We start from the raw sequence: 13,021 nt of genomic DNA, 5'->3' as shown, positions 1-13,021 counted from the left end.
ACGCAAGCGGAAGCGGTCAGCCCGAGTCGGGGCTCCAGCTCTGCAGGACCGACTTGAACTGTTTGCTCGTCGTGGCCCAGTCCGCGGCCGGCGCGGACATGTAGATCGCGTACTCGATCCCGTCACGGGAGGTGTACGTCTCCTCGATGGCGCGCCGCGGCCCCGGGAAGGGCGTGTCCTTCGCCTGCGCGGTCCAGGTGTAGTCCCACAGCGAGCCGGGGCGGTCGCGGTAGGTGTTCGCCTCCAGGGTCACCCGCCGGTAGTCGACCAGCCGCTGGAGCTGTACTTCAAGATCCAGCTGGTGGGCGTTCGCGGTGGGGAAGTCCGGAGAGGGGTCGATGGCGATACGGACGAAGTGCTCGCCCTTGTCGGGCGTGTAGTCGACCTGCTTGATACCGCCGGAGTCGCTGTAGACCGTCCGCACCCAGCCCTTGGGGAGCGATATGTCGAAGCCCCAAGGGTCGTGGTAGGTCCGCCAGTTGGCAGCGGGATCCGTGCTCGGCGCCGAACTCGGCGTGGAACTCTGCGAGGCCGACGCGCCCGGGGTGCCGCCCTGGTCCCGGTCCTGGTTCCACTTCTGCAGCCCCAGCGCCGTACCGCCGCCGACGAGCGCGGCGAGGACGACCACCAGGACCACCGAACGGAACCGGCGGCGCTTCGGCGGAGCGGGCGCGGCACCGCCGGGACCCACGAGGGAGACGGGCGGCGTGTGCTGCTGGTACGTGCCCCCCGTCGCCGACGCGTACGACGGCGCGCCCGTGCCTGTGTACGGCGTCGCGCCCGTGCCCGGGTACGGCGTCGGACCCGTGCCGGGATACGGCGTCGCGCCGGTGCCGGGCGTGTCCGTGAAACTCTCCGCCCGTGAGCCCACCCGCTGCGTCGGCAGCCACTCCTCCGCCGACCGCGGCCGTCGTCCCTCGGCGGCCTCCGCGAGCATGTGCTCGGTCTGGTCCGCGTTCGGCCGCAGGTCGGGGTCCTTGTTCAGCAGCGCGGCGATGACGGGCGCGAGCGGACCGGCGTACCGCAGTTCGCCGGCCTCCTCCTCGACGACGGCCTGCATCGTGGACAGCGGCGAGGTGCGGCGGAACGGCGACCGGCCCTCGACCGCCGTGTACAGCGTGGCGCCCAGCGCCCACAGGTCGGAGGACGGTCCCGGGTCGGCGCCGCGGACGCGCTCGGGGGCCAGGTAGTCGACGGAGCCGACGACCTCTCCGGTCCGAGTGATCGTGCTGTCGCCCTCGATCTGCGCGATGCCGAAGTCGGTGAGCAGCACCCGCCCGTCCTGCCCGAGCAGTACGTTGCCCGGCTTGACGTCACGGTGCAGGACGCCGGCGGCGTGCGCGGCGCGCAGGGCGCGGAGCACCCACATGCCGATGCGCGCGGCCTCGGCCGGCTCGATACGGCCCTGCTCCTTGACCTCGTCGGCCAGCGAGTTGCCCTCGACCAGCTCCATGACGATCCACGGGCGGCCGTCGTGTTCGAGGACGTCGTGCACGGTGACGACGGCGGAGTGGTTGATGCGCGCGGCGGCGCGCGCCTCGGCGCGGGTGCGCGCCAGCAGTCTCGGCTGGTCGCTCTCGGAAACATAGAGCGCGGCCGTCAACTCCTTGATGGCGACGGCCCGGTGCAGCACCTCGTCGTGCGCACGCCACACCCGGCCCATGCCGCCGCTGCCGATCGATTCGGCGAGCCGATAGCGCCCCGCGAGGAGCAGGCCCTGCATCTGATTCACGTTGCCCCGCAATGCTCTTGACAGGCTCAGCGTAAGGACCGGCCCTCCGACAGGGAACCAGCGGGGTACCAAGGAGACCGCACTGTGACGGTTGTCGCTTCTGCGCCCGAACGGGAACCATTCGGCTCCGGCGCGCCGCCTCCGAAGGTCAGCCGGTGTACTGATAGGTCGACGACGCCTGCTCGTACAGCCGTGTCACCTCGTCCCGTTGGGCCTCCGGGCCGCGCACCTGAACGATGTGGTAGCGGCCGTCGATGAGGAACGCCATGTTGCGCACGAAGAGGTCGCCGCCCTGGCTGTCCGTCCAGGTGAACTGCCCCTCGGCCATGGTCTTCCCGCCCACCGTGATGGTCCGCAGGCCGGTCGCCGTGGCCCAGCTGGAGTTGCGGTAGGGCTGCAACTCCCGCTCGTTGTCCCGCTGGTAGACCATCGGGTCGCTGCCGTACGTCGACGCGCTGTCCCGCCCGGCCACGACGATCAGCTCGAAGTCGCCGTGGGAGTAGACCACTTGGCCGCTGCCGTTCTTCGGCGTACGGGTCCAGCCCTTGGCCACGGCGACCTGGAATCCCACGGAGTCCTTGCGCAGCACGAAGCCGTCGGCGACGTTCGAGCCGGTCTGCGTCTCGGTCGAACCGGCCGAGCTGGAGGGGGTGTTGGAGGCTGCGGGTGACGTCTGGTCGGGCTGCGGCTGACTGCTCGCCGGGGCCGAGGACTGGCTGGGCGCGGGGCTGACGTCCCCCGCCGCTCCCGTCTTGTCCCCCTGCCCGGCGCCGGTGTCCTCCCCGGACTTGGGCAGGAAGAGCATGGCGTACGCGACCGCGCCGGCCAGCAGCAGGAAGATGAGCAGCAGCAGGGTCCGGCCGAGGCGCCGGGGCGACCCGGTGACCTCCTGCTTGGCCCGCTTGTGCCGCCCGTGCGGACTGGTCGCGGGCAGCCCGGCCCGCCGCCTGCGCACCAGCTCGCCGCGCCGCCGCACGATCGGCAGCCGCCGCGGGTCGGTCGGCGGGGTGGCGACGACATGGGCACCGGCCTCGGGCTCGGGCGCCGAACGCACCAACGACCGCAGCCAGCCCCGCAGTTCCTCGAAGTCCAGCCGCTCGGTCGGGTCCTGCCGCAGCAGCGACTCCACGACCGGCCGCAGCGGCCCGCACTCCTCCGCGAAGGCGGGCGGCTCCGCGCACACGAGCTGCACCAGCTCGGCGGTCGCCTCCTCCGGATAGGGAGCGTGCCCCTGTACGGCCCGGAAGAGCAGCGCGCCGAGCGCCCACAGGTCGGTGGCGGGCCCGATCGGCGCGGCCAACTGCCAGTTCTCGTGCACCGGCACGGCCTGCTCCGGCGCCCACCGCTCGGTGACGGGCCCCACGACGGTCATCCGCACCTGCCGGGCACGCTCGGCCGCCAGCGCGGTCGCGGGACCGCGCCGCACGGGGGCTCCGGCGGCGGCCAACTCGTCCCAGCGGGCGGGGGGTTGGGGGGAGTTGTCGGGAGCGGGGACTGGGGTCGCGGTGGGAGGGACGGGCTTGCTGAGGCTGGGGACGTGCGGGTTGCCGGTGCCGGCAGGGGGCTGGCCGGGGAAGTAAGGGGCGGCCGTAGGAGCCGTGTTGGGCTGGCCGGTGGTCGTGCGGTCGCCGTGGGCCGAGGCGCCCGCACCGGTGAACGTGTCCGTCGGCGACGGCGCGCCGGGGCGCGGCGCGGCACCGTGCCAGGAGGCGGTGTTGCGGACACCGTAGGGGTCGGCGATCTGCCCCGGCGGCGTACTGCCACCCGCGTGCTCCACTCCATGGCCACCGGCATACGGCAGTGGCGCCGACGGCAGCGCGGCCGAACCGCCCGGCTGCGCACCGCCGTTCTCGCCCTCGGCGGCGGGCCGTGCACCGGGCAACGCCGGCCGTCCCGGCTGCTGGGCCTCCTGCACCCGGGCGGCGGCACGCGCTCCCGCCCGGTACGCGGCGATGGCCCCGGCCCGCGCGGCCCGGACGTCACCGCCGGTGTCCACTTCCCTGCGGGCCAGCGCGGCCGACGCCCCGCTCCCGCCACCGCTCTCCATCCCGACTCCGGGCAGCCCTCCGGCGGCCCTGGCCTCGATGGCGGCCCGCCGAGCGGCCTCGGGGTCCACACCGGCGGGACTCACGGCACGGCTTGGGGCACCGGGGCCTTCACCGTGACGCGCAACGCCGGTTCCGGTCCCGGCTCCGGTTCCGCGGAAGTCACCGGGGATCGCAGGGGTCGTAGAAGCGGCGGGTGCGGTAGAACCCGTAGGAACTCGGGGAGTTGGCGGAGCCGTAGCACCACCGCGCTGTCCCGGGTGTCCGCTGCCGCCCTCGGTCTCGCCGTCCTGCGGGGGCACCGGGTCGTAGCCGCACAGTGCTTCCTCCGCCGCGCCGACCGCGAGGCCGGTCAGCATGACTCGGCCGTCGTCGCAGACGAGTACCGTGCGGGCGGTGATGTTGCGGTGCACCCAGCCGTGCGCGTGCAGCACCCGCAGCGCCATCAGCACGTCGGCGGCGACCTCGGCCGCCCGGTACGGCGACAACGGCTTCTCGACGAGCAGCGCGGACAACGGCTGGGCGGACACCAGTTCGCTCACTATCCACAGCGAACCGCCTTCGGCGAACACGTCGAAGACCTGGTCCAGCCGGGGGTGGTCAGGGATCCGCGCCGCGGCCTGCGCGGCCTCGACCGCACGCCGTACCGCCGGATCGGTGGGCCGCCGCGTGGCGGTGCGCGCCGCGGCCGGACGCCGGGCGCCCCGGTCGCGGGCCGTGAACCCGTCGGGCAACCCGTCCTCGCCGAGCACCTCAGCCTCGACGACCTCCGGCAACGGCACCTGGCGGACCAGGACTTCCTGCCCGCTGTAGGTGTCGAAGGCCCGGGTCTCGGTGAGTTCGTACTCGTCGGAGGGCGGCAGCGGCAGGCGGTAACGGTCGGCGAGCACCCGACCCGCATAGTCGTCCACGTTGCCTCCCCCGGCCGCCCGGTTGGTCAATTCCGTTCGCCTTGCGCCCCGTTCCGCCTGCATACCTGGATGCGTACGGTCCGCAACCACTCACGATACGTGCCGGAGGCAACCCACAAAGAGGGGTTGACGGATCTGGCGCGCCAAACCCTGACCCACCCGCCTCACGACTTCGGTTCGAACGTCTTCGTCAGTGTCGTCCAGGTGTCCTTACGCAGCTCGCTGTCCCAATTGGCGGCTTTCGCGGTGTACATGAGCGCATAGCCGAGATGGCTGTTGACGACGAAGCCGCGGTCGATGGTCCGGTACTTCGTCCCGCCGTCCGTATAGGTGAACTCCCAGTCGGCCGTGTTCCAGCCCCGGTAGCTCACCCCCGCTATTCGGATCCGCGTGTACCCGGAGCGCGTCATGTACTGCTCCTGGTTCTGCCAGTCCGCCACCGGATTGTTCTTCGGCGTACTGGTCCAGGCGATCAGCAGCTTCTGCCCGTCGGGGCCGACCAGCCGGACTCCGGCGGAGTCCGTCGACTGGTACGACCAACCGGCGGGCAGGCCTATGGAGAACCCCTGGCTCCCCTTGTACGTCTTCACGACCGCCGCACCGCCCGAGGCGCCGTCGGTCTGGTCACCGCTCCCGCCGGACGCGTTCGTACCGGTGGACGTCGACGTGCCGCCCGAGGCCGACGCCGTCGACGAGGAGTCGGCCTGGTCGCCGCCCGTGCTCGCCGTGTCGCTGTCGTCCTTCTTGGTGTCGGTTCCACCGCTGGCACTCGCGCTCGCGCTGGCGACCGCCTTGCCGCCGCTGTTCTTCTTCGACCCCTTCGAGCCGCTGTCGTCACCGCCGCCGAGCGTCAGCGCCAGCACGGCACCGATCACCGCGAGCACGACGACCACCGCGATGATCACCAAGGTCCGCTTCGGCACCACATCGGTGAGCGGCGCCCTCGGCACGGACCGCGGCGGAAGATCCGGCGGCGTCATCACGGGCCACCCTGAACTCCGCCCACCCGAACCCGAGTTGGCCCCCCGCGCACCCACCTCGTGCGTCGCACCCGGGTCCTTGGCACCGGAGTCCCGCAGCCCGGTCTCCCGCAGCCCCGACGCCTGCACACCCAGGTCACGCGTCCCCGGGTCACGCGTACCCGAGTCCGCCGCACCGGCCTTCGCCGCCGAACCAGCCGCGGCACCCGAACCGGCGGTCACCGCACCGGAAGCACCAGCCGACCGAGCCGAAGGCACCGCGGGCGTCCGAGGCCCAGCACCAACGGGCCCTGAGCCAGCCGCCGTTGCGCCCTTCGCACCACTGGAGCCACTGGAGCCACCAGTCTCCGAAGTACCCGAGCCACTCGTACCCGACTTACCCGAGGCGCTGCCCGAGCCGTCCGCACCGGTCCCGGCACCCGCACCCGAACTCACGCCACCCGGCTTACCGGCAACGGCAGTTGAAGCCGCACCTTCAGCGGAATCCACACGCGTGGCCGAACCCGCAGCCGCAGCCGCAGCCGCACTCGAACCCGCGGCCGCCGAAGTCGCCGCCCCGGCCCCCGCCGAACCCCCGGCGGCCTTCCGCATGGACCGCAACGCCCCACGCAAGCGCTCGGCCCCGGCCGAAGCCCCGCCACCGCTCTTCTTGCCGCCGGACTCGGCGGACCCCGGCTGCGCGGGCAACGGCACGACCGTCGTCGCGTCCACCGGCACCGGCTCCGGCTCGGCCTTGGGCTCGGGCGCGTGGATCACCGCGTTGAGCATCGCCCGGGCACCGGCGTCGTCGAGACGCTGAGCGGGGTCCTTGTTGAGCAGGCCGTAGATGACGTCCTTCAACGGCCCGGCGTTCTTCGGCTCCTCCAGCGGCTCGGTCATCACCGCGGTGAGCGTGGCGATCGCGGAACCCTTGTCGTACGGCGGCGCGCCCTCGACCGCCGCGTACAGCAGACCCCCGAGCGACCACATGTCGGCCGCCGGACCCGGCTTGTGCCCGCGGGCCCGCTCCGGGGAGATGTACGAGGGCGCGCCGACGAGCATGCCGGTGGAGGTGATCGACGGGTCGCCCTCGACCTGCGCGATGCCGAAGTCGGTGAGCACGACCCGGCCGTCCTCGGCGATCAGCACGTTCGACGGCTTCACGTCGCGGTGCAGGATGCCCTCGCGGTGCGCGGACCGCAGGACGTCGAGTATCGCGAGCCCGACCTCCGCCGCGCGGCGCGGCTCCAGCAGGCCGTCCTCGCGAATGGCCTCGGCGAGCGACTTGCCCTCGACCAACTCCATGACGATCCAGGGCCGGTCGTCCTCGTCGACCACGTCGAAGACCGTCACCGCGCTGGTGTTGCGGATCCGCGCGATGGCCTTGGCCTCGCGCAACGTCCGTGTGATCAGCCGCCGTTTCTCGTCCTCGTCGATGCTGGACGGGAACCGCAGCTCCTTGACGGCGACCGTCCGGCCCAGGGTTTCGTCCTCGGCACGCCACACCGTGCCCATGCCTCCGCGGCCGAGCACTTCTCCCAACCGGTACCGCCCGGCGAGAAGACGCTCGTTCTTGTCCCGACGAGTGTCCTGACGGGATGTCCCCGCCCGCTCCGCCTCCGACATGCGTCCCCTCATGCAACCCGCCCTGACAGAGCCTCCATTGTCCCCCACCGAACAAGTGCCCAACGCCCAGGGGGCCTCTCGTCGCGCACCCCCGGCACATCCCGTCGGATATCCGGCGCAGGTCACACAGCCAAGCCGGGCAGGATGACCGCCGAGAACGGAGGTTCGCGATGCCCGCCCCTCGGACACTGCTGGTCATTCCGGTGTCTTTGGCGCTCCTCTGCCTGTCCACAGCCGCTTCGCAGGCAGGCCCGCCCCCGGCCACGAACGCCCTGGTCCGACTGCTGGTCACCCGGGGCAGAGCCCCCGCCGCGGCGCTACTGGCCCACAACGGGACGGACTTCCGCTACACCCAGGCCGGAACCGGCATCGGCCGTGCCGACCACTTCCGCGCCGGCAGCATCACGAAGACCTTCATCGCGACGGTGGTCCTCCAACTGGCCGCCGAACACCGGCTGTCCCTGTCCGACACGGTGGAGCAGCACCTGCCGGGCCTGGTGCGAGGAGCGGGCAACGACGGGCGCGCGCTGACCCTCCGTTCCCTGCTCACCCACACCAGCGGCCTGTACGACTTCACCGCGACCACCGGGGGCACGGTCCCCGAGTCACCTCTCGCCGCCGTCCGTATCGCGCTCACCCACCCTCCGGCCGACCGCGGCCGCTTCTCCTACTCGAACACCAACTACGTCCTGCTCGGCCTGGTGATCCGGCAGATCACCGGCCGCTCGTACGCCACCGAGGCCGAGCGCCGCATCATCGCTCCGCTGGGTCTGACGGGCACCTCCTTCCCGGGCTCCCGCACCACTCTTCCCGTGCCGCACGGCCGCGCCTACGCGGCCGACGGCTCCGACGTCACCGATCTCGACCCGCGGGTGGCCGGCGCCGCGGGCGAGCTGGTGACCACGCTCGCCGATCTGGACCGCTTCTACTCGGCCCTGCTCGGCGGTCGGCTACTGCCCTCGCGCTGGCTGCGCGAGATGCTCAACACCCGTACCGCACACGGCTCGTACGGCATGGGGCTGTTTCCGGTGAAGCTGCCGTGCGGCACCACGGTGTGGGGGCACAACGGCCGGATCTCGGGCAGCTACGTGCGCACCGCAGCCACCGTCGACGGCCGTCATGTCCTCACCTTCCGGGTGAACACGAGCGAGATAGCGGACCCCGGCCTCGAACCGACCCTGCTCGCCGCCGAGTTCTGCCCCCGCACCTCGTAGAACGGCCGGGTTCCGGACAAAGATCCCAGCTCACGACACTCGTTCGAGTGAAGCCGACGGCGAGTGAAGCAGCGGTGCGCGCCCGGCGGAGTCCCAGTAGCCCGGTCTCGCTCGGTCGCCCTCCATCGCTCTCAGTCGCCCTCCGTCGGCACGATGTCGGGCGCCCCCAGCCGCGCCGCGTCCGCCGTCAGGTCGTCGGGCTGGCGCTGCGACTCGCGCTCGGCCTCGACCCGCTTCTCGTAGTGCTCGACCTCGCGCTCGATCTGGTCCTTGTCCCAGCCGAGCACCGGCGCCATCAGCTCGGCGGCCTCGCGGGCGCTGCGGGTGCCCCGGTCGAAGGTCTCGATGGAGATGCGGGTGCGGCGGGTCAGCACGTCGTCCAGGTGCCGTGCGCCCTCGTGCGAGGCGGCGTAGACGACCTCGGCGCGCAGATAGTCGTCGGCGGCCTGGAGGGGTTCGCCCAGCGTCGGGTCCTTGGCGATGAGGTCGAGGACCTCCTCAGCCATCGAACCGAAACGGTTCAGCAGGTGCTCCACGCGCACCACGTGGATGCCGGTCTGGGCGGCGATCCGCGCTCGCGCGTTCCACAGCGCGCGGTAGCCCTCCGCGCCGAGCAGCGGCACGTCCTCGGTGACGCACTCGGCGACCCGCATGTCGAGCCCGTGCACCGCCTCGTCCACCGCGTCCTTGGCCATCACCCGGTACGTCGTGTACTTGCCCCCCGCCACGACGACGAGCCCCGGCACCGGATGCGCCACGGTGTGCTCGCGCGACAGCTTGCTGGTGGCGTCGGACTCGCCGGCCAGCAGGGGCCGCAGCCCCGCGTACACGCCCTGGACGTCGTCTCTGGTCAGCGGTACCGCGAGGACCGAGTTCACATGCTCCAGGAGGTAGTCGATGTCGGCGCTGGAGGCGGCCGGGTGGGCCTTGTCGAGGTCCCAGTCGGTGTCGGTGGTGCCGACGATCCAGTGCCGGCCCCAGGGGATGACGAACAGCACGGACTTCTCGGTGCGCAGGATCAGTCCGCTGCTGGAGTTGATGCGGTCCTTGGGGACGACCAGGTGGATGCCCTTGGAGGCGCGGACGTGGAACTGCCCGCGCTCGCCGACCATGGCCTGGGTGTCGTCGGTCCACACACCCGTGGCGTTCACGATCTGCTTGGCGCGGATCTCGTACTCGCCGCCCGCCTCGACGTCCTCCACCTTGGCGCCGACCACCCGCTCGCCCTCGCGCAGGAACCCGGTCACGCGCGCGCGGTTGGCGACCTTCGCGCCGTACGACGACGCCGTGCGCACCAGGGTGGCCACATAGCGGGCGTCGTCCATCTGGGCGTCGTAGTACTGCAGGGCCCCGACCAGGGCGTCCTTCTTCAGCGCCGGTGCCACGCGCAGGGCGTGACGGCGGCTCAGGTGGCGGTGGGTGGGCAGGCCGCGTCCGTGGCCGCGGGCCATCGACATGCCGTCGTAGAGCGCGACGCCCGAGCCTGCGTACAGGCGCTCCCAGCCCTTGTGCTGGAGCGGGTACAGGAACGGCACCGGCTTCACCAGGTGCGGGGCGAGCCGCTCCAGGAGCAGTCCGCGTTCCTTCAGGGCCTCGCGGACGAGGGCGAAGTCGAGCATCTCCAGGTAGCGCAGGCCGCCGTGGATGAGCTTGCTCGACCTGCTCGATGTACCGGACGCCCAGTCGCGCGCCTCGACCAGTCCCGTGGAGAGGCCTCGGGTCACGGCGTCCAGGGCGGTGCCCGCGCCGACCACGCCTCCGCCCACCACGAGCACGTCCAGTTCGCGCTCGGCCATTCCCGCCAGTGCCTCGGCCCGCTGCGCCGGACCCAGTGTCGCTGTCCTCACCGCTGCCTCCCGCTATCGGTAGCGCCGGCCGCACCCGTTCGGCGAAGCCCGGTTCGTATCCCTCCTGCCCAAATTCTGACCGGGTTGCCCGACTTCAGCCACCACTCGCCCCCAGCCTGTGGACAACAATCACAGGACTGCCGAAAAACACAGCCGTCCAATACCGCATAACGGTCATATTTACTCCTAGTCTGACATTGCGCTCGCTCGTTCTGTCCACAGGGCTTGCGCACCTGTCCCGCTTCGGTTACTGGGAAGGACGGCCCACGCCATGCCCGCAGATCTCGCCGTCATCGGACTCGGTCCTCTCGGCCTGCCCCTGGCCCAGGCCGCTGTCGCCGCCGGTATCGCCACGGTCGGCTTCAAGACCGGCCCCGAGGCCGGCTCCCTCAGCCCCGCCGAACTGCGCCGGATGCTCTCGGGGGGCTTCCGGCCTGCCACGAACCCCGCCGAGCTCGGCCGCGTACGCACCGCCGTGATCTGCGCGCCGACACCCCCGGACGCGGACGGCGGCCTCGACCTCAGCCAGGTGGAGACGGCCGCCCGTGCCCTCGCGGCCAACCTGCGCCCGCACACCACGGTGATCCTGGAGTCACCGGTGCACCCCGGCACCACCGAGGACTTCCTGCGTCCCCTCCTCGAAGAGGGATCCGGTCTCCGCGCGGGCCGCGACTTCCACCTCGCCTACTCCCCCAGCCGCGTCGACCCCGGCAACCGCGACTTCACCCCCGCCAACACCCCCAAGGTGATCGGCGGCCTGACACCGGCCTGCACCGAGTCCGCCGCCGCCTTCTACGGCAGGCTCACCGACAAGGTGGTACGCGCGCGTGGCCTGCGCGAAGCGGAAACCGTGCAACTACTGGAGACCAATTTCCGGCACGTCAACATCGCCCTCGTCAACGAAATGGCCGTCCTGTGCCACGACTTGGGCGTCGACCTCTGGGACGTCATCCGCTGCGCCGAGACGAAACCGTTCGGCTTCCAGGCCTTCCGCCCCGGCCCCGGCGTCGGCGGCCACGCCGTCCCCCAGGACCTGACGGCCCACGGCGGCCGCCCGCTCCGCATGGTCGAACTCGCCCAGCAGGTCAACAACCAGATGCCGCGTTACGTCATCCAGCGCGCCGCCACACTCCTCAACGAGCACGGCAAGTCCGCGCGCGGAGCACGGGTGTTGCTGCTCGGCGTCACCTACAAGGCCGACCTCGCCGACCAACAGGCCACCCCCGCCCAGGAGATCGCGATCCGCCTCATGGAACTCGGCGCCTCCGTCAGCTACCACGACCCCCACATCCCCTCCTGGAGCGTCCTCGACCGCCCGGTCCCCCGCGCGGACTCCCTCTACGAGGCGGCGGCCGACGCCGACCTGACGATCCTGCTCCAGCAGCACCGGACGTACGACCTCCAAGGCCTGTCGGTGAAGGCGCAGTTGCTGCTGGACACGCGCGGGGCCACACCGACCGGCGCGGCACACCGGCTCTGAGCACGAAAACGACTGGTCACAGGGTCACGTCGACCTGCTAATCTCCCCACACTCGTCGCACAGTTGTCGCATATCCGTGCGCACGCATCCCTGCTTCGCCTTTCCTGTCTTCGCATCCCGTGGGGGGATTTCTGTCATGAGCCAGTCAGCCACGCCACCACAGCAGCCACAGCCGCAGCCCGAGGCGCAGGCCCCGGCCCAGCCACAGGCGCCCGCGCAGCCGCAGCCGCAGCCGGTCGACGGCAATCCGTACGCCCAGCAGCCCGGCGCCGTACCGCCGCCTCCGGCACCGAGCGCGCCGTACGCCCCGCCCGCTCCCCCGAAGAACAACATCGCGCTCGGCCTGGTGACCGCCGTCGCCGTCGGGCTGGTGGCCGCCGGCATCTACGGCGTCGTCATCGGCACCACCAAGCACGAGATCGGCTGGGCGGCGGTCGGCGTCGGCTTCGTCATCGGCCTGGCCGCGGGCAAGCTCGGCGGGCGCAACCCCGCGCTTCCCGTGGTCAGCGCCGTGCTGGCCCTGGGCGCGGTCTACCTCGGCCAGTTGGTCGGCGAGGCGATGCTCATCGCGGATGAATACGGCGTGAGCTTCGGCAAGGTGTTCTTCGACCACTTCGGCGTGGTCCAGGACGCCTGGAAGGCCGACTCCGACCCGCTCACCTTCGTCTTCTTCGCCATCGCCGCGTTCGCCGCGTTCTCGGGGGCCAAGAAGGCTGCGCTCTGACACCGGCGCGCGGGTTGCGCAGGGGGGCGCTTGGGGCGGGGTGTGCGTCGGGGGCTGGTGGCGTGCGACTCGCGGCGCCGGTACCGTAAGAAACAGGTGGAACCTGCCGTAGCGGGCGATGCGGCAGGCTCTTGAAAAGTGAACGGAGTGTCCACCCCTAGTCCTTATAGGGGTGGCCGCTGACCTTCCACCAACAAGGTGGAGCCCACCGCAGCGGTCACTGCGGCAGGCTCCTGAAAAGTGAACGGAGTGTCCACCCCTAGTTCTCGTGGGGGTGGCCGCTCACTTTCCTCCATAGATCCACAAGATGCACCTCCTCCGGAACTTCACCAGCCGAAGCCAAGTTCGGTCCCATCGGGTGGGCTTGCGGTGACGATCCATGGGTGCGCCCCCTTCCACGACGCCACCCATTGACCCGGTAGGCGGCTCGTCGGAACTCGGGCCGGGCCCCGAGAGCCCGGGTCCGGAACGACGTCCCTGGAA

General features: G+C 71.6%; 7 protein-coding genes. 3 read left to right on the top strand and 4 right to left on the bottom strand.

Annotated elements, in window-relative coordinates; all coding sequences use genetic code 11:
- Nucleotides 1–16: 16 nt before the first annotated feature.
- From SSP08S_RS06535 to SSP08S_RS06525, 3 genes are all read right to left on the bottom strand, one after another.
- Nucleotides 17–1,723: a serine/threonine-protein kinase gene (locus SSP08S_RS06535; RefSeq protein ID WP_019066770.1), complete on the bottom strand. Its 1,707-nt coding sequence runs from the start codon at nucleotides 1,721–1,723 to the stop codon at nucleotides 17–19.
- Nucleotides 1,724–1,880: 157 nt separating this feature from the next.
- Complete coding sequence (locus SSP08S_RS06530) at nucleotides 1,881–4,688, bottom strand: serine/threonine kinase C-terminal domain-containing protein (RefSeq protein WP_026178241.1); 2,808 nt, start codon at nucleotides 4,686–4,688, stop codon at nucleotides 1,881–1,883.
- Nucleotides 4,689–4,852: 164 nt separating this feature from the next.
- Nucleotides 4,853–7,273, bottom strand: coding sequence for a serine/threonine-protein kinase (locus SSP08S_RS06525; protein ID WP_026178240.1), 2,421 nt, complete (start codon nucleotides 7,271–7,273; stop codon nucleotides 4,853–4,855).
- Nucleotides 7,274–7,443: 170 nt separating this feature from the next.
- Here SSP08S_RS06525 and SSP08S_RS06520 point away from each other — a divergent pair, with 170 nt between their 5' ends.
- A complete protein-coding gene (locus SSP08S_RS06520; RefSeq protein ID WP_019066767.1) occupies nucleotides 7,444–8,487 on the top strand; it encodes a serine hydrolase domain-containing protein in 1,044 nt (347 codons plus the stop codon).
- Nucleotides 8,488–8,618: 131 nt separating this feature from the next.
- Here the strand turns inward: SSP08S_RS06520 and SSP08S_RS06515 are convergent, their stop codons facing one another.
- Complete coding sequence (locus SSP08S_RS06515) at nucleotides 8,619–10,334, bottom strand: glycerol-3-phosphate dehydrogenase/oxidase (RefSeq protein WP_026178239.1); 1,716 nt, start codon at nucleotides 10,332–10,334, stop codon at nucleotides 8,619–8,621.
- Between the two features lie 271 nt (nucleotides 10,335–10,605).
- On the opposite strand from SSP08S_RS06515, the gene SSP08S_RS06510 reads away from it, so the two are divergent.
- Together SSP08S_RS06510 and SSP08S_RS06505 are read left to right on the top strand one after the other, a co-directional pair.
- Nucleotides 10,606–11,814, top strand: a complete 1,209-nt coding sequence (locus SSP08S_RS06510) for a nucleotide sugar dehydrogenase (protein WP_019066765.1) — start codon at nucleotides 10,606–10,608, stop codon at nucleotides 11,812–11,814.
- A 136-nt stretch (nucleotides 11,815–11,950) separates the two neighbouring features.
- Nucleotides 11,951–12,538 (top strand): hypothetical protein, encoded by a 588-nt coding sequence (locus SSP08S_RS06505; RefSeq protein WP_019066764.1) that lies wholly within the window; start codon nucleotides 11,951–11,953, stop codon nucleotides 12,536–12,538.
- Nucleotides 12,539–13,021 lie beyond the last annotated feature (483 nt).

Origin of the sequence: Streptomyces hokutonensis (assembly GCF_000376565.1) — a bacterium.
Lineage (GTDB): Bacteria > Actinomycetota > Actinomycetes > Streptomycetales > Streptomycetaceae > Streptomyces > Streptomyces hokutonensis.
This window is presented reverse-complemented; position numbering and strand designations above follow the sequence as displayed.